Genomic DNA, 23,341 nt, shown 5'->3' with positions numbered 1-23,341 from the left:
GCAAACGGGTCAGGAAACCGACGCGTTGCCCGGACCGATCAGGCCCATCTGCTCGAGCTTCAGCAGCACCTGCTGGGCAGCGTAATCGACATCGACGCCAGCGGTGTCGACGCGCAGCTCGGGGGACTCGGGCGTCTCGTAGGGGTCCGAGATCCCCGTGAACTCCTTGATCTTGCCTTCGCGCGCCATCTTGTAGAGGCCCTTGCGGTCGCGGCGCTCGCACTCTTCCAGAGAGGTCGCGACGTGCACCTCGATGAAGGCGCCGAACGCCTCGATCATTTCGCGCACCGAACGGCGGGTGGCGGTGTAGGGCGCGATCGGCGCGCAGATGGCGATGCCACCGTTCTTGGTGATTTCGGACGCGACATAGCCGATCCGCTTGATGTTGATGTCGCGGTGCTCTTTCGAGAAGCCCAGCTCCTGGCTGAGGTGCTTGCGGACTACATCGCCGTCCAGAAGCGTGACCGGACGGCCGCCCATCTCCATCAGCTTGACCATCAGCGCGTTGGCGATGGTGGATTTGCCGCTGCCCGAAAGGCCGGTGAAGAACACGGTGAAACCCTGCTGGGCGCGGGGCGGCGCGTTGCGACGCAGCTCGCGCACCACCTCGGGGAAGCTGAACCACTCGGGGATCTCCAGCCCCTCGCGCAGGCGGCGGCGCAGTTCGGTGCCCGAGATGTTGAGGACGGTCGCGCCTTCCTCGATCTCGTCCGCCGGCTCGTACTGGGCGCGCTCCTGCACATAGACCATCTGTTTGAAATCGACCATTTCGACGCCGATTTCGTCCTGATGCTTGCGGAACAGCTCCTGCGCCTCATAGGGGCCGTAGAAGTCGTTGCCCTGGCTGTTCTTGCCCGGGCCTGCGTGGTCGCGGCCGACGATCATGTGGGTCAGACCGTGGTTGCGGCGGATGATGCCATGCCAGACAGCCTCGCGCGGGCCGCCCATGCGCATGGCGAGGTTCAGCAGCGACAGGTGCGTGGTGGCCTGCGGATACTTGTCCAGCACCGCCTCGTAGCAGCGCACGCGGGTGAAGTGGTCGACGTCGCCCGGCTTGGTCATCCCGACGACCGGATGGATCAACAGGTTGGCCTGCGCCTCACGGGCCGCGCGGAAGGTCAGTTCCTGGTGCGCGCGGTGCAGCGGGTTGCGCGTCTGGAAGGCGACGATCTTGCGCCAGCCCAGCTTGCGGAACATGCTGCGCAATTCGTTCGGCGTGTCACGGCGGCCGCGGAAATCGTAATGCGTCGGCGGCTGCAGGCCAGTGACCGGGCCACCCAGGTAGACCGGGCCGGCGGTGTTGTGCAGATAGTTGACAGTCGGGTGCGCCAGATCGTCGGCGCCAAACACACCCTCGGCCTCGACGCTCTTGTTGGGCACCCATTTGTCGGTGACCGACATGATGGCCAGGATTACGCCCTCCTGATCGCGCAAGGCGATATCAGTGCCCGGCTCGATCTCGCCGGCAAAACCTTCGCTGACGTCCAGCGTGATCGGCATCGGCCACAGGGTGCCGTCGGCCATCCGCATTTCCGAGACGACGCCGTTGTAGTCGGCCTCGTTCATGAAGCCTTTCAGCGGCGAGAAGCCGCCGTTCATCAGCAGTTCCAGATCGCAGATCTGGCGCGGAGTCAGGTCCCAGCTGGGCATGCTGCCCGCCGCAAGCTTGAGTTTCTGCGCCGAGTCGGGGCTGACATAGAGTTCGGGGATCGGCGACAGGTTCGGCTGGGTCATGGGAACACCGGAAAAAAGCGCGTGACGCGGGGAGGTTGGGTTGCCCGGCCCCTTAACGCGGGGGGCGCCGAGCGTCAACGTGACGATCCGCCCAGCTTGCGCCCTGCATCGGTCAGGATGGGCGGCAGGCGGTGCGCCGCTCAGGCGATTGCCACTTCGCTCGCGGCCGGCGCCACGTCGGCGGGCACGCCTGCCTCCGCTTCCTGCTCGGACAGCCAGCGTTCCGCGTCCAACGCGGCCATGCACCCCATCCCGGCGCTTGTGACCGCCTGGCGATAGATATGGTCGGTCAGATCGCCCGCCGCGAAAACTCCGGGGACCGAGGTGCGAGTACTGCCGGGCTCCACCACCACATAACCGCCGTCGTGCAACTCCAACTGATCCTTGACGAGCTCGGAGGCAGGGGCGTGGCCGATCGCGATAAACACGCCATCCGCCGGCAGCACCTGGGTCGTCCCATCGACGGTGGAGCGCAGCTGGACCCCCGTCACCCCCTGCGGCTGGCCACCGCCAAGGATCTCGTCCACCTCGGCGTTCCAGATCACCTCGATCTTGGGATGGTTGAACAGGCGCTGCTGCATCACGCGCTCGGCCCGCAGGCTGTCGCGGCGGTGGACCAGGGTCACCTTGGTCGCGAAATTGGTCAGGAACAGCGCCTCCTCGACCGCGGTGTTGCCGCCGCCGACGACCACGACCTGCTTGCCGCGATAGAAAAAACCGTCGCAGGTCGCACAAGCGCTGACGCCAAACCCCTGCAGCCGCTGCTCGCTCTCCAGCCCCAGCCACCGGGCCTGCGCGCCGGTCGCCAGGACCACCGCATCCGCCGTGACCACCAAGCCGCTGTCGCAAACCGCGCGGAACGGGCGCTTGAAGAGGTCCAGCTCGGTCACGACGTCGGAGACGATTTCGGTGCCCATCTCGCGGGCATGGGCTTCCATCCGGGCCATCAGGTCGGGGCCCTGGACTGACAGATCGCCGATCCAGTTCTCGACATCCGTGGTGATGGTCAGTTGTCCGCCCGGCTGGATGCCTTGGATCAGCAGCGGCTGCAGCATGGCGCGCGCGGCGTAGACTCCGGCGGTATAGCCGGCGGGACCGGAGCCGATGATGAGCAGGCGGACGTGGCGGGCTGTCTGGTCAGACATGGATCGCTCCTGAACAGGGGGCGCATCGGGCGCGTTCCTGCCGTGCTAGCCCGCGGCCCCGCAGGCTGCAACGCCTCCCCCGACCCCAGCGGCCCGGGCGAAAGAATATTGCGCAGAGGGCCGCCGGGCGATACCGTCCAGCACGTTTCACCGCCGGAGGACGCAATATGACTGGTGCGAGGCTCGACGAGATCGACCGGCGTATCCTCAGCGAATTGCAGGCCGACGGTCGCATGACCAATGTCGAGCTGGCGCGCCGGGTCGGCATTTCCGCCCCGCCCTGCCTGCGCCGAGTGCGCACGCTCGAAGAGGCCGGGCTGATCCGCGGCTATCACGCTGACATCGACCCCCGCGCGCTGGGGTTCGAGGTCGCGGTCTTTGCCATGGTCCGGCTGGTCAGCCAGTCCGAGCGCGACCTGTCCGCCTTCGAGGCCCGGGCCCGCGCCTGGCCCCTGGTCCGCGAATGTCACATGCTGAACGGCGAGATCGACTTCATCTTGAAATGCGTCGCGCCCGATCTGTCCAGCTTTCAGCATTTCCTGACGAACCAGTTGACCTCGGCCGAGAACGTCGCCTCGGTCAAGACCAGCCTGGTGATCCGCTGCGCCAAGGACGAGCCGGGCGTGCCGTTCGAGCCATTTGGCCCGCTGCATTCGCATGCGGTAGCGATCTGACCCGCGCGCGATCCCCGGCGTTTACAAGGTGATGGCCGAGATAAGCCGTCCGTAGTCCGGCTCGCCCAGATGGGTGGCGCGGCGGTAACTGAAAAACCGCTCGGGATCGCTGTAGGTGCAATGCCCGATCCATTCCGCCTCGCCCCCCGCCGCGCGCAGGCGCGAGACGCCCATGCCGGGCAGGTCCAGCATCGGCCGTCCATTCGGGCCGCCTGCGAAAAACCGGGACAGCGCCGGATCATCGTCGGTGAAGGCTTCCATCATTTCCGGGCCGACCTCGTAAGCCGCCTGGCTGATGCAAGGGCCGACCACTGCGCGGATATCGCGCGCGCCCAGATCGCGCATGGCGGCAACCGTCGCCTCGAGCACGCCCGCCTGGGTGCCGCGCCAGCCGGCATGGGCGGCACCGATGACGCCGGCCGCCGGGTCAGCCAGCAGGACCGGCTGGCAGTCGGCGGCGAGAACGCCGAGCGCGATCCCGGGCTGGGTTGTCACCATCGCGTCCGCGCGGGTGGTGCGCAGCGCGTCGAGGTCGGTCTGCGCGGTCACAATCACGACATCCGCCGAATGGACCTGCGACAGCGTTACCAGATGGTCCGGCGCCACCCCCATCGCATCCGCCACACGGCCCCGGTTGACGTTCACCGCCTGCGCCTGATCGTCTGACCCGCGACCGCAATTAAGCCCAGCATACAACCCCGACGAAGCGCCGCCCTTGCGGGTAAAGAACCCGTGGCGCGCGCCCCCCAGCAGAGGGTGGGTCAGGATTTCAAGCATGACCTGCATCCAGGGTCCTGTCGTTGGGCCGCGCAGCAGAGGCGGCTTTTGGGCGCAGCGCGCGGCGAGGGGCCGCGGCTGTCTCGGGAGGGGCGGCGCGGCGGTCATTCGACCGTTGGCCGCGCCGTCACGGTTCATCTCGGGGCGCGCCGTCCGGACATGGCTGCCGGACCGACACGGAGGGTTATCGCGGCGGGCGCAAAGCCGCGGATCCCGCGCCCGGATTGCCAGCCACCAGCGGCTGAAAGCCCGGCACCGGCGGGACGCCTTCGGGCCAGATCGCCATCGCCTCGAACAATTCACCCATCTCTGCGGGATGGGTCAAGCGCCGATGCGCAGTCAGTACCGCGTGGGCCGCCGCCGGTCCGGCCGCGGCGAGCCGTTCGGCCCGCGCGGTGATGCCGAGCGATTCCAACCAAACCCCCTGCGGCACAGGCGAAGACACCGCCGCCCCGGCGGCACGCGCCGCCACCGCCAGCGGGGCAAAATCGACATGCGATGTCAGGTCTGCCTCGCCCGGATGGTCCAGGATTCCCTCCATTCGGTGTCTGCGCAGCGCCTGCAGGCTGTCGCCGCGCCCGTCGAAGGTACCGTAATCGATGATGATGGCGGCCCCACCATGGCGGGCAATGCGTTCGGCAACCACGGTCATGATCGCGGGCGCGCCTGGGCGATCCTCGAACACCTCGCCAACTGGGGCGCTACGCGGCAGCGTCACCGGGGGCGCAAGGGCCAGGGTCAGGTCGCCGGAGGGCGAGAGGGTGACGACCCGCTCTGCCCAAGCCGTCTCGACCCTCTGGAATTGCCGGATCGGCAGCGCGTCGAAGAACTCGTTCGCGATCAGGAACAAGGGTTTTTCAGGCAGTTGCGCAACATCGTCCAGATGCGTCACCGCGCCCAGACGGTCCCGCTGGACGCCGCGCAGATGAGGCGAGGCCTCGATCAGGATCACCGGCGGCTGCCATCCCAGCGCCGCGGCAAGCACCCGACGCGCGTCCGCCATCAGCGTGCCACGACCCGGCCCGATCTCTGCCAGCACGGCGTCCGCGGGCGCGCCCTGATCGCGCCACGCCTGACCGATGGCGAGACCTACAAGCTCGCCGAACATCTGGCTGACTTCGGGCGCGGTGGTGAAATCGCCGCGCGCTCCAAAGGGGTCGCGCGTGGCGTAATAGCCGTGCTGCGGATGTAGCAGGCAGGTCTGCATGAAATCATCCAGCCGCATCGGCCCGTCCACGGCGATCCGCGCGGCGATCAGCCGGCCCAGCGGCGTCGGCATCAGGCCGGGCCGCGGGCCGGGCGGGCACGCGCCCGCAAGATCAGCGCAAGTCCGATCAGCAGCATCGGTAGCGACAGTAGCTGGCCCATCGACAGCCCCCAGACCGGGCCGCCGATCACATGGCCCAGCGGGTTGTCGGGGGTGATGAACTGCGCATCGGCCTGGCGGAATGCCTCGACAAAGGTGCGCGCCGCGCCATAGCCGGCCAAGAACACGCCCAGTGCCAACCCGGGCCGGCGCAAGCCGCCCCGCGCCATCAGCGCCCACATCACAAGCCCGAGGACCAGTCCCTCCAACCCGGCCTCGTAAAGCTGGCTGGGATGGCGTGCGCAAAGGCCGGCGGCGATGCCGGGGCAGTTCTGTGCCGCCTCGCCGGGAAAGATCACGCCCCAGGGAACATCCGTCGGGCGGCCCCAAAGCTCGGCATTGATGAAGTTCGCGATCCGGCCAAAGAACAGCCCGACCGGCACCACGACGGCAAGCGCATCGGCCAAGCGCAGCGCTTCCACGCCGTTGCGGCGCGCCCAGATGATGGCGGCAATGACGACGCCCAGAAAGCCGCCGTGAAAGCTCATCCCGCCGTGCCAGACCTTCAGGATCTCGGCCGGATGGGCGAGGAAGAATGCAGGCTGGTAGAACAGCACAAAGCCGATACGCCCGCCGAGGACGACGCCGAGCACAATCCAGGTCAGCAGCTCCTCGGCCTGCGCGGGGCGGAACGGGGCGCGGTCGCCCCAGGGGCGGGGGCTGCGCATAAGCCGCGCGATCAGCAACCAGCCGCCAACCAGCCCGGCGAGATAGGCCGTGGCATACCATCGGATGGGAAACTCCCGCCCGAACAAAGGAATGGTCACGATATCGGGGCTGATGTCGGGAAACGGGATCATGTCGGTCCTCGGCCGGATCGGGGGCGGGGCAGGACTGCGCGGGCCGGCCGGGCGTGTCAACCGGATTGAAACCCCGCCCGCCGCGGCCCATATCGCCGGAAGGCCCACCCGGGCTACACGGCAGCCGCCGCCAGGAAGGATCGCCCATGACCACCCAGAACCGGATTTTCGACGATCTGTCCAAGCTGATGACCAATGCCATGGGCGTCGCCCAGGGCGCCCGGTCCGAGGCCGAGACCGCCTTCAACGGCTGGATCGACCGCTGGCTGGCAGAACGCGACTTCGTTACCCGCGAGGACTTCGAGGCCGTGCGCGAGATGGCGATTAAGGCCCGCACCGAGGCGGCGGAGCTACGCGCCCGGTTGGACCGGCTCGACCCGCAGGGCGCCCCGGCCGTGAGGGCGGATTCTGCGACACCGGCAGAGCCGCGGCCGGGTCAGACCTCGAGCCTGGACGGAAAGCCCGACCCGGCCGAGCGCCTTTGAACCCTATTCGGTCAGCTTGATTTCCTGCTGCAGGGCGCCGGCCGGGTCATAGACCAGCACGCGCCCTGCCCTTGTCACGACGATCACCCGCGTTGCCGTCTGGGTCACGGCCTCCGCCACCTCGCCGCTCGGCAGGGCCAGTTGCGGCGGCAGAACCGGCCCGGTCGCCCCCAGCCGCAGCCACAGCAGCGCCACAATTGCCAGAATACCCAACCCCATCACCACCGCGAGCCCGGACACCAGAGCCTTGAGATAACGCAGATGCGGCAAGGCTTCCGGCGGGGCAGGCGGGTCTGCTAGATCATCGCCCATGGCCCACCTCATTGTCACCGTTCCGACCGACCTGCCGCCCGAGCGGCTTGATAAGACGCTCGCCTCCCTCGCGCCAGAGGGCGAGGGCCTGTCGCGCACCCGCATCGCCCGGCTGATGGCAGAGGGCGCGATCACCGGGCCGGCCGGCATCGTGCGCGACGGCAAGGGCACGGCCCAGCCCGGAGACTACCATGTCGCACTGCCGCCGCCGGCCCCGGTCGACACGGTGGCCGAGGATATCCAGCTGGCCATCGCCTACGAGGACGAGGCGCTGATTGTCATCGACAAGCCCGCCGGCATGGTCGTGCATCCTGCCCCCGGCAGCCCCGCCGGCACGCTGGTCAACGCGCTGCTGGCGCATTGCGAGGGCGAGTTGTCGGGCGTCGGCGGTGTCGCCCGTCCTGGGATCGTCCACCGGATCGACAAGGACACGTCCGGCCTGCTGGTGGTGGCCAAGACCGACCACGCCCACCAGACGCTGGCGGCGCAATTCGCCGCGCACACGGCAGAGCGGCGCTATCTGGCCCTCGCGAATGGCGTGATCGACCCTGCGGACGCGCGGCTGCGCGGCCTGAAGGGCACGAGCTTCGAGCCGGGGGGCGTCTTGAAGGTCGCGAATCACCTGGGCCGCCACCCGGGTGACCGCCAACGCCAGGCCGTGGTTGCGCGCGGCCGGCATGCGGTCACCCGCGCGCGCATGATCGAGTCGTTTGGCACCCCGCCAGCCGCGATGCTGGTCGAGTGCCAGCTGGAGACCGGGCGCACCCATCAGATCCGCGTGCACCTGGCCTATTGCGGCCTGTCGCTGATCGGTGATCCAGTCTACGGCGGCGCGCGACGCGCCTCGACCCGCGCCCTCGGCCCGGCGGCCGAGCTTGCTGCAGCGTTTCCCCGGCAGGCGCTGCACGCCGCCCATCTGGGCTTTGTCCACCCGCTGAGCAGTGAGACATTGCGATTCGACAGCCCGCTACCGTCCGACATGGCCGGGCTGCTGGCTGCCCTGCAACGCGCCGACGCCTAGGGAACCCACACCGGCGATCCTGCGTTGGCAGCACGCCCCGTGCCGCCTCTCACGCGGCGAAAGGATACCATGGCCAGCTATACCAACCTTCCCGCGCCCAGCCCCGAACAGGGGCTCAACCGCTACATGCAGGAGATTCGCAAGTTCCCCCTCCTCGAACCGGAGGAGGAATACATGCTGGCCAAGGCATGGGTCGATCACGAGGACAGCGCCGCCGCCCACAAGCTGGTCACCTCGCACCTGCGCCTCGCGGCGAAGATTGCCATGGGTTATCGCGGCTACGGCCTGCCGCAGGCCGAGGTCATCAGCGAGGCGAACGTCGGCCTGATGCAGGCCGTCAAGCGCTTCGATCCAGAGCGCGGCTTTCGCCTCGCGACCTACGCGATGTGGTGGATCCGCGCGTCGATCCAGGAATACATCCTGCGCTCGTGGAGCCTGGTGAAGATGGGGACGACCTCGGCCCAGAAAAAGCTGTTCTTCAACCTGCGCAAGGCGAAATCCAAGATCGGTGCGCTGGAAGAGGGTGACCTGCGGCCCGAGAACCTGGCCCGTATCGCGACCGAGTTGAATGTGACCGAGCGCGAGGTCATTGACATGAACCGCCGCCTCGCCGGCTCTGACGCCTCGCTGAACGCGCAGGTCGGGGCCAGCGACGGTGACAGTACCGCGCAATGGCAGGACTGGCTGGAAGACGAAGACGCGAACCAGGCCGAGGCCTTCGCAGAGGCGGACGAACTCGACGCGCGCCGCAGCCTGATGGCTTCGGCAATGGTCGATCTGAACGAGCGTGAGCGTGACGTCCTGGTCGAGCGGCGGCTGCGGGACAACCCCCTGACGCTGGAGGAACTCTCGGGCCGCTATGGCGTCAGCCGCGAGCGCATCCGCCAGATCGAGGTGCGCGCCTTTGAAAAGCTGCAGACGCGGATGCGCGCACTGGCTCGCGATCGCGGCATGGCCGTGCCCGAGCGCGATTGATCCCCCGCCCCTCGGGGGCTTAGGTTGCCTTGCGACGACGGGTGACGCCTTGCGGCGGGGAATGGCGGCAGCTTCATGACGGCGCTTGCGCAGTATCAGCGGCTTGAGGCGGCGGGGACCTGGCGTCCCGGCCCGTCCGCGCAACGGCGCGAGGTGATCGTCAGTTTTGGCGATGCGACGTTGGTCCTCAGCGATCCACGCTCCGAGGTGCCCCTGTCGCATTGGTCACTGCCCGCAGTGATGCGCCTTAACCCCGGCCGCCTGCCAGCACTTTACGCGCCCGCGGGCGCGACCGGCGATGAGGAGTTGGAGGTTGCTGATCCGCTGATGATCGGCGCCATCGACAAGATTCATCACGCGATCGCCCAGGCGCGCCCGCACCCGGGCCGGTTGCGCAGCGGCGGCATGGCGGCGATTGCCGTCGCACTCTTCGCCGTCGCCGCCTGGTGGCTGCCGGGGGCCATGCTGGATTATGCCATCCGCATCGCCCCGCCGGCGCAGCGACTGGCAATCGGCAACAGCATCCTTGATGATATGACGCGGGTGACGGGACCGGCCTGCGGGCGTCCAGCGCCCGCCCAGGTCCTCGCCCGCCTCGGCCCACGCCTGCTGGGTCAAGGCGGCCGGATCGAGGTGTTGCCCGCGGGCCTGAAGGGCGCGCGCACCCTGCCCGGCCGGATCACGGTCATGGGGCCAAACCTTCTGGACGCGGGCGAGGTCCCGGCCGAGGCCGCCCTTGGCCATGTGATCGCGGCCGATGCCTATGCTTCCGAGGTCGATCCCCTGCGGGGGGCCCTACAGCACGCGGGCTCCCGAGCGGTGCTTCAGCTGCTGACCCGGGGCGGGCTGCCGCCCGGCGCCCTTGATGGTTACGGCCAGTCGTTGCTGACTGCGCCCGAGCCCCGCGCGAGTGACGACCCCCTCCTCGCCGCGTTCACCCGCGCGGGCGTACCCAGCGAGCCATACGCCCGCGACGTCGACCCCAGCGGGGAGTCGACGCTGGTCCTGATCGAGGCTGATCCATACCGCACCCGCTTGCCCGACCAGCCGCCACTGACCAAGGACGAATGGCAGACCTTGCGGGGAATTTGCGACGAGTAGGCGCGGGCATCTCTGCCTGTCTCTGAATAATCCCTCTTCGCAGCCGATGCATTGGATCGCGTCTGCCATCGCAGGGCCGACGGCCCCTGCCGCAGGTCCGCGAGGCTTGGCCTCAGGGTTCGCGTGGCAACGCTCTTTACCTTGGGATCAAAGCCGCGAACCCGGCGCGGGTGAGGCGATCATAGGCGCTGACGATGCCCTCCCGCGTCGGGTAGGGCCCGGCAAGTATCGCATCGCGGCCCCGCGCTGCGGTCCCTCTCGCCGCAGGGAAACCGGCCGCAGCCAGCCGGCTCAAGCCAGCGTTGACCGAGTCGGCATCCGCGTAAACCCCGATCTGCAGCCATCGTGCACCGGCGGGGATCATCGCTGCAGTTCGGGATGCTTTGTCTTTTCTGGCGGCGCCTCCGGTCGGTCCCATGACGCCAGATTTTCCTACTGAAGGTGCCCGGGCATTCTTCAGCGACTTCGGGTTACCTCGGCGCAGGACGTCGGAACGGGCGCCCTTCGCATCTGTGGCCTTATCAAAGCGATCCGAAGCGCCCGCAGCCGCAGCCGCCCTTGGAACAGCGTCGGCGAGCCGACCGCTGCGGTAGCGAAAGCCCCGCGGCTCCAACAGACCGCCCGCGCAGTATCCTCCGGTCGGATCCTCCTTCAGTTTCGCCGGTCTGCTTGATGACGCGGCGGACAGGCCGAGCAGCCTGCACAGCCGCTGGTCGGGATGCAGGCTCGCGGCACTGGCGCTCGCGATGAGCGGCTGGACGTTTACGCTAACAGAGATTTGTCGGCCAAGGGTTTGGTCATCGGGACCGTTGGCTTCGACCGAGGCAGGTCCATCCGCAGCCGCCATTGGCAACCCATCATTCTGACTTGCGCCGATGCCCTCGGTCTCGGGTGACGACGGGAGCGAAAGACCTTCATCCGCTGTGGCCGATGTCGCCGTTGCGGGATCAACCATGCCCGATCTTGCCGCCGCGTCCGGGACAGGCACAGGACGGTCGGGACTCCGCTCCCCGGCCTGCAGTGCCGCAGCTCGCACCGATACAAATTCGCCCGGACGCATCTCGCTCGCGAGCGCGGTGAGCAGGCGCGCTTCGACCTTCTCCATTCCCGGCATGGCAGTGACGCCGTTCTCCCCCTTTTCCACCGGAAAAGGTCGCGCGTCGGACCAACTCCCCGGGGTCGGGGGATAGCCGCATATTACGGCCCCGGTGCCATCTAGCCGTGGCTGCCATTGGCGGCCGTTGCGGACAAATACGCAGCCGGCGCTGTCGACATATTGCCGCCCGGTAAAGGCGGCCGGGGGGACCTCTGCTGGCCGGATGGTGGGTGCCACGTCCCCCGGCGCGGCTTCCTGTGCGGCGATCGCCGTGCCCCACACACAGCAGAGCAACAACAGAAATATGCGCACCATGCAGACCAGCCCCGAATCAGTCCGTCAGGACCGGTCTAGCGGGTGCCGCCTAATCGCCGGTTAACAGGCTCTCACTTCGTGCCGAACATCCGGTCACCGGCATCCCCCAGACCGGGCACGATATACCCGTGATCGTCCAGCCGCTCGTCCAGGGCCGCGGTAAAGATCGGCACATCCGGATGCGCGTCGCGCATCCGCGCAACCCCTTCCGGGGCGGCCAGAAGGCACAGGAATCGCAGATTCTTCGCCCCTGCCTCCTTCAGAAGATCGATCGCTGCGACCGAACTGTTACCCGTCGCCAGCATCGGATCGACGGCGATCACCATGCGCAGGTCCAGGTCGGCGGGAACCTTTGAATAGTATTTCACCGGCTGCAGGGTCTCCGGGTCGCGGTAAAGCCCGATAAAGCCGACGCGCGCGGCCGGGATCAGTTCGAGGATCCCGTCCATCAACCCATTGCCGGCCCGCAGGATCGAGATCAGGGCCAGCTTTTTGCCCTCCAGCGTCGGCGCCTCCATCTGGCAGACGGGGGTTTCGATGGTCGTCGTTGTCAGGTCCAGCTCGCGCGTCACCTCGTAGGCGAGCAGCAGGGAAATCTCGCGCAGCAGGCGTCGGAACCCGGCAGTCGAGGTGTTCTTGTCGCGCATGATCGTCAGCTTGTGCTGGACCAGGGGGTGTTGAACGATCGTCAGATGGGGCTGGGTCACGAAACTTTCTCCTTCAGGCGCTGGCGGGTGGCCGCGTCGCAGAATGCAGCCTCGGCAGCCCAAAGATTCATCTGCCGAAACTCGTCCTCAGCCCAGCCGAACGCGTCCGCGAGGGCATCATATTCCGCGCCGAGCGTGGTGTGAAAGAACGGCGGATCGTCGGTCGAGACCGTGACGCGGCAACCGGCATCGACCAGCCGGGCAATGGGATGGTCGGCAATCGAGGGGTAAATGCCCAGGACCACGTTGCTGCCGGGACAAACCTCCAGCGTGACGCCAGCCTCGGCCAGATCGCGCACGAGGTCCGCATCCCCGATAGCGCGGACGCCGTGGCCAAGGCGGCTGACGCCAAGATCGCGCCATGTGCTGCGGATGCGATCCGGTCCGCACCACTCGCCCGCATGGCATGTCAGGCCCAGTCCCGCCTCGCGCGCGCAGTCAAAGGACCAGGCGTAATCCTTTGGCAGGCCTTTGGTTTCATCGCCAGCGAGGCCAAAGCCCGAGACCCAGCCGGAACCGTCCTCGGACGCCGTCTCGACCGCGCAACGGGCGGAGGCGCGGGCGCGTTCGGGGCCGAAATGGCGGATCGGGGTGATGATGGCGCGGCTGTCGATGCCTTGCGCGGCCATCTGCACGGCGACCTCGCTCATGGCTGCGACGTGATCGCGCCAGGCACCGAGGTCGGCACCGCCGCAGAACTCGGGCGAGACGAAGGTCTCGACGTAGATCGCACCTTGTTCGGCGGCCTCCTCCAGCACGGCGCGCAGCAGGGCGGCATAATCCTGCGGGCCACGGATAACGCTGGTCGCGGCCTCATAAACCCGCAGGAAATCATTGAAGCCGCGGTAGGAATAGTTTCCCGCGGCGTCAAAGATCGAATCGAGGCGCAGGCTCTTGGCGCCGGCTAGGCCGCGCACGAATGCGGGCGGTGCCGCGCCTTCGAGGTGCAGGTGCAGTTCAATCTTGGGGATCAAGGAAGCTGCCCTTGGTTGTTGGCGCGAGGCCCAGATGGGCGGCGACCGAGGCGCCGACATCGGCGAAGCTGACCAGACCGATGGCCCGCGGGCCCACGCCCCATCCGAGGACCGGGACCCGCTCGCGCGTGTGATCGGTGCCGCTCCAGCTGGGATCGTTGCCATGGTCGGCAGTGAAGATCGCCAGATCGCCCGGGCGCAGGCGGGCGAGGAATTCGCCCGCAACTTGATCGAACCATTCCAATGCACTGGCGTAGCCCGCGACGTCCCGACGGTGACCGAAGCGGCTGTCGAACTCGACGAAATTGGCGAAGGTCAGGCTGCCATCCTCGGCGGTGCCGGCAAGGCTCAGCAAGTGATCCGCGAGGGCCGCGTCGCCGTCGCCCTTCCAAAGCTTGCCGATGCCGCGCATGGAAAAGATGTCGCCGATCTTGCCAATGGCGTGGGTGGCGCGGCCGGCTGCTGCGGTGCGTTCCAGAATGGTGGCGGCCGGGGGTTCGGCCGCAAAGTCGCGCCGATGGGCCGTGCGCTGAAAACTGCCCGGCCCGCCGATGAAAGGCCGGGCGATGACGCGGCCCACGCGCATGGCGTGAACCTCGGGGGCGAGGGCGGCGCAAAGGTCCAGCAGGCGTTGCAATCCGAAGCTTTCCTCATGCGCGGCGATCTGGATGACGCTGTCGGCCGAGGTGTAGACGATCGGCCAGCCGGTCTGCATGTGTTGCGAACCAAGGCGCTCGATCACCTCGGTCCCGGAGGCATGCGCGTTGCCCAACACGCCGTCCACCCCCGCCAGGGCGGTGATCCGGTCCGTCAGGGACTCCGGAAACGCCGGGCAGCTGTCAGGAAACACCCTCCATTCCCAAGGGGTAGGAACACCGGCAAGCTCCCAATGGCCGGTCGGGGTGTCCTTGCCGTGCGAGACCTCGGTCGCGGCGCCCCACAGCCCTTCGGGCACCGCGCCGAGGCCGGGCGCCCTCGCCCCAGAGGCCAGCGCCAATGCCGCGCCGAGGCCGAGGCGGTCGAGATTCGGCATGCGCAATGGGCGCTGCGCCGCGATATGAGCCAGCGTGTTGGCGCCGGTGTCGGGGCGCGTCCCGTTGAAGAACGCACCCGCGTCCGGCGCGCCGCCGATGCCAACACTGTCCATCACGATCAGGAAGGCGCGGCTCATTCAGCGTGCCCGGAGGGGGAAACGCGGGACAAGACCTGCGGCCGCGGCGCGGGGGCAGTCCCCAGCTGATAAGCGGTGCGCAGGCGGGCGGCGGCCACATCGGCCGCGGCCTCGCTAGCCGCATGAACCCGGCCGAGGGGTTGGTCCGGACCGGCCAACTCGCCCAGCCGTGCGAGGTGGGAAAAGCCGACGCTGGGGTCCAGCGCCTGGCCCGCGCGCACCCGCCCGCCGCCGAGGGCGACCACCGCCTCGCCAATGGCGGTGGCGTCGATTGCGGCAATCGCATCGGCTGACGCGGGGTAGACATCTCGGACCACGGGGGCCGCGGCGAGATGCCGCGCGGGTGCGTCGACCAGATCGGTCGGACCGCCCTGCCCGGCGATCATCGCCGCAAAACGCTCGGCCGCCGCGCCGCTGTCGAGGGCGCGCGTCACCGCCGCCAGTGGGTCCGCTTGGCCGACGAGAGCCAGGCACTCGGCCGCCAGCGCCAGCGTCAGGTCGCGCAGCGCAGATGGCGCGCCGCGCAGGCAGTCGATTGCCTCCATGACCTCAAGCGCGTTGCCGGCGGCGCGGGCGAGCGGCTGGTCCATGTCGGTCAGCAGCGCCGAGGTCCGGCAGCCGGCGCCGTTTGCCGTATCGACCAGCGCCTCGGCCAGGGCCTCCGCCTCGGCCGGCGTCTTAAGGAAAGCGCCAGAGCCGCTTTTGACGTCCAGAACGAGCGCATCCAGACCCGCCGCCAGCTTTTTCGACAGGATCGAGGCGGTGATCAGATCGACGCTCTCGACCGCCGCAGCTTCGTCACGGATGGCGTAGAGGCGCCGGTCGGCCGGTGCCAGATCGGCGGAGGCCGCGACGATGGCGCAGCCCGTACGGCCAACGAGGGCACGTAACGCGGCCTCGTCCAAGTCGGTGCGCAGCCCGGGAATCGCCTCAAGCTTGTCGAGCGTGCCTCCGGTGTGCCCGAGGCCGCGACCAGAGATCATGGGCACATAGGCACCGCAGGCGGCCAAGACCGGCGCCAGGACCAGCGAGACAGTATCGCCGATCCCGCCGGTCGAATGCTTGTCGACCACTAGCCCGGGCAGGTCCCAGGTCAGCATCCGGCCCGAATCGCGCATCGCGCCAGTCAGCGCTACCCGCCCGGACATGCCGATTCCGCGCGTCAGCACCGCCATCGCAAAGGCGCCGGCCTGCGCGTCGCTGAGCGCACCCGAGGCAAGGCCGCGCGCGATGATCCCTGCGCCGTCCGAATCGAGGCCCCGCCCGTCGCGCACCGCTGCGATGACCGGGCGCGGGTCGGGTGCGCCGTCGGTCATTCGCTGCCGGCCATGTGGGCGACCTCGAACCGGCCCGGCAGCAGCTCGCCCACGGTGGTGGCAAGTGTCTGCCCGCCGGTGGTCGCCAGCAGGACCGGCGTCTCGCCCCGCGCGAACTCCGCCAGCTTCTGGCGGCAGCCGCCGCAGGGCGGCACCGGGGCCGGCGCATCGGCAATGACCGCGACTTCGATGATCTGCGTCTCGCCCGCGGCGATCATGGCCGCAATGGCGCCCGCCTCGGCGCAGGTGCCTTCCGGATAGGCGACATTCTCGACATTGCAGCCGGAATAGACCTGGCCCGAAGGGACACGGATTGCCGCACCCACCTTGAAGCGGGAATAGGGTGCATAGGCACGCTCGCGCACGGCGCGGGCTGCATCGAGAAGCGACATCGGGCACCCTCCGGATCTGTTGGCGGCAAGTCTCGCGCGCGGCGGGTGTGGGTGCAAGGGCGGCCTTGAGTCGTCGGGCGCTCTCAAGGGATTATCGCAATCGGGCGCGATGACCCTTGCGCGAAAGCCCGGTTCCGCAGCCCCGGCCGATGCGCTACGCAGATATGTGGCAACCAGGGAGGGGCGCGGGGATGGACGATCGGCGGCAGGACAGCGCGCGGCAATCGGCGCTCGATTATCACGAGTTTCCCCATCCCGGAAAACTCGAGGTCCGCGCCACCAAGCCCTTGGCCAACGGCCGAGATCTCGCCCGCGCCTATTCGCCGGGCGTCGCCGAGGCCTGTCTGGAGATCAAGGCGAACCCGGCCGACGCGGCCCGCTACACCGCGCGCGGCAATCTGGTCGCGGTGGTCAGCAACGGCACCGCCGTGCTGGGCCTCGGCAATATCGGCCCGCTGGCGTCCAAGCCGGTGATGGAGGGCAAGGCCGTCCTCTTCAAGAAATTCGCCAATATCGACTGCTTCGACCTGGAAATCGCCGAGACCGACCCAGAGCGCCTGGCCGACCTCGTCTGCGCGCTGGAGCCCACATTCGGTGCCGTCAACCTCGAGGACATCAAGGCACCAGACTGTTTTATCGTCGAAAAGATCTGCCGCGAGCGGATGAACATTCCCGTTTTCCACGACGACCAGCACGGCACCGCAATCGTCGTCGGGGCGGCCGCGACCAACGCGTTGCTGATCGCCGGCAAGCGGTTTGCCGACATCAAGGTGGTCTCGACCGGCGGCGGGGCGGCCGGCATCGCCTGCCTGAACATGTTGCTGAAGTTGGGCGTGCAGCGCGAGAATGTCTTTCTGCTTGACCTTCACGGGCTGGTCTATGAGGGCCGCGAGGCCGACATGACGCCGCAAAAGGCAGCCTTCGCCCAGCCGGGAGGGCCAGCGACCCTCGGCGACGTCATCATCGGCGCGGACATGTTCCTCGGCCTCTCCGGCCCTGGCGTGCTGACTGCCGAGATGGTCGCCCAGATGACGCCGCAGCCGATCGTCTTCGCCCTGGCAAACCCCACGCCGGAAATTCTGCCCGACGAGGTGCGCAGCGTCGCGCCGGATGCGATCATCGCCACCGGCCGCTCGGATTTTCCTAACCAGGTCAATAACGTCCTGTGCTTTCCCTTCATCTTCCGCGGCGCCCTCGACGTGGGCGCCACGCAGATCAATGACGCCATGCAGTTGGCCTGTATCGACGGCATCGCTGGCCTCGCCCGGGCCACGACCTCGGCCGAGGCGGCGGCGGCCTATCGCGGCGAGCGGCTGAGCTTTGGCCCCGACTACCTGATCCCCAAGCCGTTCGACCCGCGACTGATCGGCGTGGTGGCCACCGCCGTCGCGCAGGCCGCGATGGAGACCGGGGTTGCCACCCGCCCGCTGGCCGACATCGGGGCCTACAAGCGCAAGCTGGACGGATCGGTCTTCCGAAGCGCGCTGATCATGCGCCCGGTATTCGAGGCCGCCGCCGCCGCCACGCGCCGGATCGTCTTTGCCGAGGGCGAGGACGAGCGCGTGCTGCGCGCGGCCAACGCCATGATCGAGGAGACCACCGACGTGCCGATACTGATCGGCCGTCCCGAGGTGATCGAGCACCGGGCCGAGCGCGCGGGCCTGCCGATCCGCCCCGGCCGCGATTTCGAGATCGTGAACCCCGAGCATGACCCCCGCTATCGCGACTACTGGGAGGAATATCACCGCCTGATGGCACGACGCGGCGTCAGCCCCGACATCGCTCGCGCGATCATGCGCACCAACACCACTGCCATCGGCGCGATCATGGTCCACCGTGGCGAGGCGGACAGCATGATCTGCGGCACCTTCGGGCAGTATCACTGGCACCTGCGTTATGTGCGCGAGGTGCTGGCGCGCGGCGGCCTTGCCCCGGTCGGGGCGCTGAGCCTGATGATCCTTGAGGATGGGCCACTGTTCATCACGGACACGCAGGTCAACCACGACCCCTCGCCGCAGGAGGTGGCCGACAGCGCCATCGGCGCGGCCCGGCACGTGCGCCGCTTTGGCGTCCAGCCGCAGGTAGCGCTGTGCAGCCATTCGCAATTCGGCAACCTCGAAACCGAATCCGGCCGCAAGATGCGGGCTGCGATGGCAATCCTCGACGCGCGCGAGGCCGATTTCACCTATGACGGCGAGATGCACACCGACGCCGCGCTCGACCCCGAATTGCGCGAGCGCATTTTCCCCGGCTCACGCCTGCAGGGGGCGGCAAACGTCCTCGTGTTCTCGAACACCGACGCCGCGTCCGGCGTGCGCAACATCCTCAAGACCAAGGCCAACGGGCTGGAGGTCGGGCCGATCCTGATGGGCATGGGCAACCGCGCGCATATCGTGACCCCCTCCGTCACGACACGGGGCCTGCTGAACATGGCCATGCTGGCCGGAACGCCGGTGCAGCATTACGGCTAATTGAAAAGGCGGGCGCTCTCGCCCGCCTTTCTCCGCTCGCCGTCGGCCTGAGGTCAGATCGCGAAGGACGTGCCGCAGCCGCAGGACGAGGTCGCGTTCGGGTTCTCGATATGGAACCGGGCGCCGATCAACTCATCTTCAAAGTCGATGACCGCGCCGGCGAGGAACGGCAACGAGACCGGATCGACGACCACCTTCTGACCCTCCTGCTCGAGGACCAGATCGCCCTCGCCGGGCGCATCGAGGCGGATGTCATACTGGAAACCCGAGCAGCCGCCCCCCAGCACTGCGACGCGCAGCGGTTGGGGCGCCTCGGCGCCACTATTGATTTCGGCCAGCCGGGCGAAGGCGCGGGGCGTCACGCGCGGCGGCAAGTTCAGTTCGGAAGGCAGGTTCATGGGGCGTTCCCGTTCAAAGACGGCATGACGCCGATATAGGGTGTCATCGGCCCCCGGGCAAGAAACCCCGTGCCGATAAGGAGGTTTGATGCGCGCGCCTTACGCCTGCCAGCCCGAGCTTAGCCGTGGGCGGCTTCACGACGAGGCGCTGTCTACCTTTCGCTCGCCCTGGCAGCGGGACCGCGACCGCATCATCCATTCCAGCGCCTTTCGCCGCCTCAAGCACAAGACGCAGGTATTCGTCGAGCACGAGGGCGATTACTACCGCACCCGCCTGACGCATACGATCGAGGTCGCGCAGGTGGCGCGGACTATCGCCGGGGTACTTGGCCTCGATACCGACCTCGCCGAGGCGGTGGCCCTGGCCCATGACCTTGGCCATCCGCCCTTTGGCCACACGGGCGAGGATGCCCTGGCCGGCCTGATGGCCCCCTACGGCGGATTCGATCACAACGCGCAGGCCTTGCGCATTGTCACCCGGTTGGAGCGTCACTACGCTGGTTTCGACGGCCTGAACCTGACCTGGGAGACGCTGGAGGGGATCGCCAAGCACAACGGGCCGGTCGCCCCGCCCTGGTCCTATGCCCTGGCCGATGTGAATGCCCAGTGGGACCTGGAGCTTGGGACCAATGCCAGCGCCGAGGCGCAGGTCGCAGCGGTGGCCGACGACGTCGCCTACAACCATCACGACCTGCACGACGGCCTGCGCGCGGGACTGTTTGACGAGGCCGAGCTGGCCGAGCTGCCCCTGATCGGCCCAGCCTTTGCGCAGGTTGACGACCTCTATCCGGGCCTCGACCCGATGCGCCGCCGCCACGAGGCACTGCGCCGCGTCTTCGGCGTCATGGTCGAGGATGTGATCGCAGTGGCGCAGAATCGCCTCGCAGCCTCGCAGCCCCGCTCGGTCGACGAGATCCGGGCGATGGACGGCCCGATCATCCGCTTTTCCAAGCCGCTCTACCAGAACCTCAAGGCAATCAAGGGGTTCCTGTTCACCCGCATGTATCGCGCCCCGACCGTCATGGTCGAACGGGCACGGGTGACGCAGATGCTGACCGAGTTGTTTCCGCTGCTGATGGACCAGCCCGCCCTGATGCCGGAGGATTGGCAGGCCGAAATCGCGGGGGCCGGCAACGATCCGGCCCATCGCGCCCGCGTCGTGCTGGATTACGTCGCCGGGATGACGGATCGTTTCGCGATTGCCGAGTACCACCGCCTGATCGGGCCGTCCGAGTTCGCTTGAGCCGTCAGGCCGCCGCTGCGCTCGCGCGCAGCCGCGCGACCATGGCCCGCAATCCGTTCGAGCGTTGCGCCGACAGATGCTCGTCAAGGCCGAGGCGGGCCAGTTCCGCCTGCGCGTCGACCTTTTCCACCTCGCCCACCGGCAGACCCGAATAGAGAGCGTGCAGCACTGCGATCAGCCCGCGCACGATCATCGCGTCGCTCTCGCCCGCAAAGTCAAAGCGGGCGTCCGCGCCCTGCCCCTCGATCCGCGGCATCAGCCAGACCTGGCTGGCGCAGCCTTCGACCTTGGTCGCGGGCACCTTCAGCGCGTCGGGCAGCGCCGGCATCTCGCGCCCGATCTCTATCAGGTGGCGGTAGCGATCCTCCCAATCATCCAGAAAGGCGAAGGTCTCGGCGATATCCTCGAAGGCAGGCTGGGCCATGGTCTTGTCCTTAAAATCGCAGGCGCGGCGGGCGCGGCTCGGCCGGGGCGTCGGGTGCAGGCGCCGGCGGTTTCGGGGCGGGCTCGACCCGTATGCTGACGGCGCCGGCAGGGATCGGCAGATGGTCGGCAAAGCTGACATCAACCGGAACCGGCAGCGGCGGCAGGAAAGCGATCAGCTCGGACACTGCCTTCGCCAGCGCCGGCCGCGCAGCGTCGGGCGTACCGGACAGAATCGCCAGATGCGTGGCGCTGCCGTCCGACATTTGGGCGGCGACCAGCACCGCGCCGGTGGTCAGCCCGGCCATGTCGGCCAGCCGCCTGCCCAGCGCGGGCGCAAGCGCGGCCACCAGCCCGGGGTCGGGGGGCGACAGGCTGCGGGCCCGTTGGTCCACCTCGGTCGGGGCGGCGGCCAGCGCCTGCGCCAGCCAGGCCAGCGCGGGGGCGTCCAGCAGCATGGCCGAGGGCGCGCCGGGATTGACCAGCAACGGCAGCCCCTCGGCGCCAAGGCGGCGCGCGACCTCGCGGCCCGGCAGTGCCACATGCGCCACCGGGCGACCCAGCGCCCCGGCAAGGCGCCCGTCGTCGTCGCAGGCGAGCGCGACCTCGGCCCCGTCCAGGGGCAGGCGCAGCACGGCAGCGATGTCGTCCCGCGGGTCCTCGGCCAGCGCCAGGAACAGCTCGGTGTCGGCCAGCTGGCGCAGGATCGCGGCGCGGGCAGCGTCGCCCGCCTCGTGGAATGGGACGGAGCACAGATCGTCGAGCGCACTCATGCAAGGTTCCTCAGGCTTTGGTCCACGGCGGCGCGCAGGGCCGGGACGACCTCGGCCTCGAACCATGGGTTGCGTTTCAGCCAGCCGGTATTGCGCCACGACGGGTGCGGCAAGGGAAAGATCGCTGGCGCATGCTCGCGCCAACGGGCGACGGTTGCGCCGACGCCACCCCGCGTCGCTGCGGCGCCAAGGTGCCAGCGCTGGGCGTGGCCGCCGATCAGCAGCGTCAGCTGCGGCCGCAGCAGGTCCAGCACCTGTGGGCGCCACGTCGCGGCACAGATCGGCGGTGGCGGCAGGTCGGAACCCTGCGCGTTGTAACCCGGAAAGCAGAAGGCCATTGGCACGATGGCAAAGCGCGCGCGGTCATAAAAGGCGGCCTCGTCCACCCCCATCCACTCGCGCAGCCGCTTGCCTGAGGCGTCGGCGAAGGGGCGGCCCGCCTCATGCACGCGCAGGCCGGGCGCCTGCCCGACCAGCAGGATGGGCGCGCCGGGCGCAAACCACACCACCGGCCGCGGCGCATGGCGCGTCGCGGTGCCGGCAAAACGCGTGGCACAAAGGCGGCAAGCCTCGATCTGCGGGATAAGCGCGGGCATGCGGATCAGATAGGCGCGGCGGGGCGGCGCGGAAAGGGGCCGGCGGCATGGCAGCAGCGGATGTGCAGGCGCGAGTGGTGGCGAGACGGCACCGCGCGGACCACGAACGATCTTGGCCAGGCTAGAACGCGCGGCGGGCCCGCAACGCGGCGCTGATCGTGCCGTCGTCGAGGTAATCCAGCTCGCCCCCGACGGGCACCCCCTGGGCAAGGCCAGTGACGCTGACCCCCAACGGCGCCAGCGCCTCGGCGATGTAATGCGCGGTTGTCTGGCCCTCGACCGTGGCATCGAGCGCCAAGATCACCTCCCGCACGCCTTCCTCGGCAACGCGGCCGATCAGGGTTGGGATACGCAGGTCTTCCGGCCCGACCTCGTCCAGCGCCGACAAGGTCCCGCCGAGGACATGATAGCGACCGCGAAAGGCGCGCCCGCGCTCCATCGCCCACAGGTCGGCGACATCCTCGACCACGCATAGCTCGCCATTGGCGCGGCGCGCGTCCGTGCAGATCGGGCACAGGTCAGCATCGGTGATGTTGCCACAGCGCAGGCACTCGCGCGAGGTCTCGGACACGCGGGCCATCACCTCGGCCAGTTGCACCATGGCGCCGCTGCGGCGGCGGATGAGGTGCAGCACGATCCGCCGGGCCGATCGCGGGCCGAGGCCCGGCAGCCGCGCCATCAGCGCGATCAGCGCCTGGATATCATCGCTGCCAGCGGAATCGGACATTCAGAATGGCAGCTTCATGCCGGGTGGCAGACCAAAGGTCTCGGCCATCTTGGCGGCCTCGGACTTGGCGGCATCGCCCGCGCACTCCTGCGCGTCGCGGATGGCGGCGACGATCAGGTCCTCGACCACCTCGCGATCCTCGGGACGGAACAGCGACGGGTCGATCGACAGCCGCTTCAGATCGCCCTTGGCGCTGACGATGGCCTTGACCATCCCCGCGCCGGCACTCCCCTCGACCTCCAGGCTGTCGAGCTTGCCCTGCATCTCCTCGACCCGGCCCTGCATGTCGCGCGCCGCCGCCATCATCTTGGCCATGTCGCCAAAGCCGCCCAAACCCTTGATCATCGCT

The 23,341-nt window shown here is 68.5% G+C and carries 25 protein-coding genes; 7 read left to right on the top strand and 18 right to left on the bottom strand.

Going from position 1 to position 23,341, the window contains the following annotated elements; translation table 11 throughout:
* Positions 1-9: 9 nt before the first annotated feature.
* Complete coding sequence (locus DRW48_RS09085; protein ID WP_114076141.1) at positions 10-1,734, bottom strand: bifunctional sulfate adenylyltransferase/adenylylsulfate kinase; 1,725 nt, start codon at positions 1,732-1,734, stop codon at positions 10-12.
* Between the two features lie 140 nt (positions 1,735-1,874).
* Entirely contained in the window at positions 1,875-2,879 is a 1,005-nt protein-coding gene (gene trxB, locus DRW48_RS09080) for a thioredoxin-disulfide reductase (protein WP_114076140.1), read from the bottom strand.
* A 167-nt stretch (positions 2,880-3,046) separates the two neighbouring features.
* On the opposite strand from trxB, the gene DRW48_RS09075 reads away from it, so the two are divergent.
* Positions 3,047-3,553 (top strand): Lrp/AsnC family transcriptional regulator, encoded by a 507-nt coding sequence (locus DRW48_RS09075; RefSeq protein ID WP_114076139.1) that lies wholly within the window; start codon positions 3,047-3,049, stop codon positions 3,551-3,553.
* Positions 3,554-3,574: 21 nt separating this feature from the next.
* Here the strand turns inward: DRW48_RS09075 and pgeF are convergent, their stop codons facing one another.
* The 3 genes from pgeF to lgt form a co-directional block, all read right to left on the bottom strand.
* Positions 3,575-4,330 carry a peptidoglycan editing factor PgeF gene (pgeF, locus tag DRW48_RS09070; protein ID WP_162784815.1) on the bottom strand — a complete coding sequence of 252 codons (756 nt, stop codon included), beginning with the start codon at positions 4,328-4,330 and terminating at the stop codon, positions 3,575-3,577.
* A 184-nt stretch (positions 4,331-4,514) separates the two neighbouring features.
* Complete coding sequence (locus DRW48_RS09065; RefSeq protein WP_114076137.1) at positions 4,515-5,609, bottom strand: class I SAM-dependent methyltransferase; 1,095 nt, start codon at positions 5,607-5,609, stop codon at positions 4,515-4,517.
* Entirely contained in the window at positions 5,609-6,496 is an 888-nt protein-coding gene (gene lgt, locus DRW48_RS09060) for a prolipoprotein diacylglyceryl transferase (RefSeq protein WP_114076136.1), read from the bottom strand. Before lgt ends, DRW48_RS09065 begins: the two co-directional genes overlap by 1 nt.
* Positions 6,497-6,642: 146 nt before the next feature.
* On the opposite strand from lgt, the gene DRW48_RS09055 reads away from it, so the two are divergent.
* Complete coding sequence (locus DRW48_RS09055; protein WP_114076135.1) at positions 6,643-6,981, top strand: accessory factor UbiK family protein; 339 nt, start codon at positions 6,643-6,645, stop codon at positions 6,979-6,981.
* Between the two features lie 3 nt (positions 6,982-6,984).
* Here the strand turns inward: DRW48_RS09055 and DRW48_RS09050 are convergent, their stop codons facing one another.
* Positions 6,985-7,293, bottom strand: a complete 309-nt coding sequence (locus tag DRW48_RS09050) for a DUF6476 family protein (protein WP_114076133.1) — start codon at positions 7,291-7,293, stop codon at positions 6,985-6,987.
* On the opposite strand from DRW48_RS09050, the gene DRW48_RS09045 reads away from it, so the two are divergent.
* The 3 genes from DRW48_RS09045 to DRW48_RS09035 all read left to right on the top strand — a co-directional run bounded on the left by DRW48_RS09045 (position 7,292) and on the right by DRW48_RS09035 (position 10,390).
* The gene (locus tag DRW48_RS09045) at positions 7,292-8,314 is read left to right on the top strand and encodes an RluA family pseudouridine synthase (RefSeq protein ID WP_114076132.1); all 1,023 of its coding nucleotides are present in this window, start codon (positions 7,292-7,294) and stop codon (positions 8,312-8,314) included. The two genes, DRW48_RS09050 and DRW48_RS09045, sit on opposite strands and share 2 nt — an antisense overlap.
* A gap of 69 nt (positions 8,315-8,383) precedes the next feature.
* Positions 8,384-9,289 (top strand): RNA polymerase sigma factor RpoH, encoded by a 906-nt coding sequence (gene rpoH / locus DRW48_RS09040; RefSeq protein WP_114076130.1) that lies wholly within the window; start codon positions 8,384-8,386, stop codon positions 9,287-9,289.
* A gap of 75 nt (positions 9,290-9,364) precedes the next feature.
* Positions 9,365-10,390, top strand: coding sequence for a hypothetical protein (locus tag DRW48_RS09035; RefSeq protein ID WP_114076129.1), 1,026 nt, complete (start codon positions 9,365-9,367; stop codon positions 10,388-10,390).
* 136 nt (positions 10,391-10,526) lie between these two features.
* Here the strand turns inward: DRW48_RS09035 and DRW48_RS15920 are convergent, their stop codons facing one another.
* The 6 genes from DRW48_RS15920 to DRW48_RS09005 all read right to left on the bottom strand — a co-directional run bounded on the left by DRW48_RS15920 (position 10,527) and on the right by DRW48_RS09005 (position 16,361).
* On the bottom strand, positions 10,527-11,801 hold the full coding sequence (locus tag DRW48_RS15920; RefSeq protein WP_162784709.1) for a hypothetical protein: 1,275 nt from the start codon (positions 11,799-11,801) through the stop codon (positions 10,527-10,529).
* 71 nt (positions 11,802-11,872) lie between these two features.
* Positions 11,873-12,508 (bottom strand): uracil phosphoribosyltransferase, encoded by a 636-nt coding sequence (upp, locus tag DRW48_RS09025; RefSeq protein ID WP_114076126.1) that lies wholly within the window; start codon positions 12,506-12,508, stop codon positions 11,873-11,875.
* Positions 12,505-13,482 carry an adenosine deaminase gene (locus tag DRW48_RS09020; protein WP_241963221.1) on the bottom strand — a complete coding sequence of 326 codons (978 nt, stop codon included), beginning with the start codon at positions 13,480-13,482 and terminating at the stop codon, positions 12,505-12,507. Before DRW48_RS09020 ends, upp begins: the two co-directional genes overlap by 4 nt.
* Positions 13,466-14,653, bottom strand: a complete 1,188-nt coding sequence (locus DRW48_RS09015; protein WP_114076125.1) for a phosphopentomutase — start codon at positions 14,651-14,653, stop codon at positions 13,466-13,468. The genes DRW48_RS09020 and DRW48_RS09015 overlap by 17 nt, the downstream gene beginning before the upstream one ends.
* A complete protein-coding gene (locus DRW48_RS09010; protein ID WP_114076124.1) occupies positions 14,650-15,969 on the bottom strand; it encodes a thymidine phosphorylase in 1,320 nt (439 codons plus the stop codon). Before DRW48_RS09010 ends, DRW48_RS09015 begins: the two co-directional genes overlap by 4 nt.
* Positions 15,966-16,361, bottom strand: a complete 396-nt coding sequence (locus DRW48_RS09005; protein WP_114076123.1) for a cytidine deaminase — start codon at positions 16,359-16,361, stop codon at positions 15,966-15,968. Before DRW48_RS09005 ends, DRW48_RS09010 begins: the two co-directional genes overlap by 4 nt.
* 191 nt (positions 16,362-16,552) lie before the next feature.
* On the opposite strand from DRW48_RS09005, the gene DRW48_RS09000 reads away from it, so the two are divergent.
* Positions 16,553-18,832, top strand: a complete 2,280-nt coding sequence (locus DRW48_RS09000; protein WP_114076122.1) for an NADP-dependent malic enzyme — start codon at positions 16,553-16,555, stop codon at positions 18,830-18,832.
* A gap of 53 nt (positions 18,833-18,885) precedes the next feature.
* On the opposite strand, the gene DRW48_RS08995 is transcribed toward DRW48_RS09000, so the two are convergent.
* A complete protein-coding gene (locus tag DRW48_RS08995) occupies positions 18,886-19,230 on the bottom strand; it encodes a HesB/IscA family protein (RefSeq protein ID WP_114076120.1) in 345 nt (114 codons plus the stop codon).
* Positions 19,231-19,318: 88 nt separating this feature from the next.
* Here DRW48_RS08995 and DRW48_RS08990 point away from each other — a divergent pair, with 88 nt between their 5' ends.
* A complete protein-coding gene (locus tag DRW48_RS08990) occupies positions 19,319-20,473 on the top strand; it encodes a deoxyguanosinetriphosphate triphosphohydrolase (protein ID WP_114076118.1) in 1,155 nt (384 codons plus the stop codon).
* A 4-nt stretch (positions 20,474-20,477) separates the two neighbouring features.
* Here DRW48_RS08990 and DRW48_RS08985 read toward each other — a convergent pair whose 3' ends face one another.
* From DRW48_RS08985 to DRW48_RS08965, 5 genes are all read right to left on the bottom strand, one after another.
* Positions 20,478-20,897, bottom strand: a complete 420-nt coding sequence (locus tag DRW48_RS08985; protein ID WP_114076117.1) for a SufE family protein — start codon at positions 20,895-20,897, stop codon at positions 20,478-20,480.
* A 10-nt stretch (positions 20,898-20,907) separates the two neighbouring features.
* The gene (locus tag DRW48_RS08980; protein WP_114076116.1) at positions 20,908-21,669 is read right to left on the bottom strand and encodes an SseB family protein; all 762 of its coding nucleotides are present in this window, start codon (positions 21,667-21,669) and stop codon (positions 20,908-20,910) included.
* Complete coding sequence (locus tag DRW48_RS08975) at positions 21,666-22,265, bottom strand: uracil-DNA glycosylase family protein (RefSeq protein ID WP_114076115.1); 600 nt, start codon at positions 22,263-22,265, stop codon at positions 21,666-21,668. The genes DRW48_RS08980 and DRW48_RS08975 overlap by 4 nt, the downstream gene beginning before the upstream one ends.
* Before the next feature lie 121 nt (positions 22,266-22,386).
* On the bottom strand, positions 22,387-22,992 hold the full coding sequence (gene recR, locus DRW48_RS08970) for a recombination mediator RecR (protein ID WP_114076114.1): 606 nt from the start codon (positions 22,990-22,992) through the stop codon (positions 22,387-22,389).
* The gene (locus tag DRW48_RS08965; protein WP_114076113.1) at positions 22,993-23,337 is read right to left on the bottom strand and encodes a YbaB/EbfC family nucleoid-associated protein; all 345 of its coding nucleotides are present in this window, start codon (positions 23,335-23,337) and stop codon (positions 22,993-22,995) included.
* Between the last annotated feature and the right edge of the window lie 4 nt (positions 23,338-23,341).

The sequence above is a fragment of the Paracoccus suum genome, from assembly GCF_003324675.1.
Classification (GTDB): Bacteria; Pseudomonadota; Alphaproteobacteria; order Rhodobacterales; family Rhodobacteraceae; genus Paracoccus; species Paracoccus suum.
The sequence above is the reverse complement of the archived record's forward strand: the minus strand, read 5'-3'. Positions and strand labels throughout refer to the sequence as shown.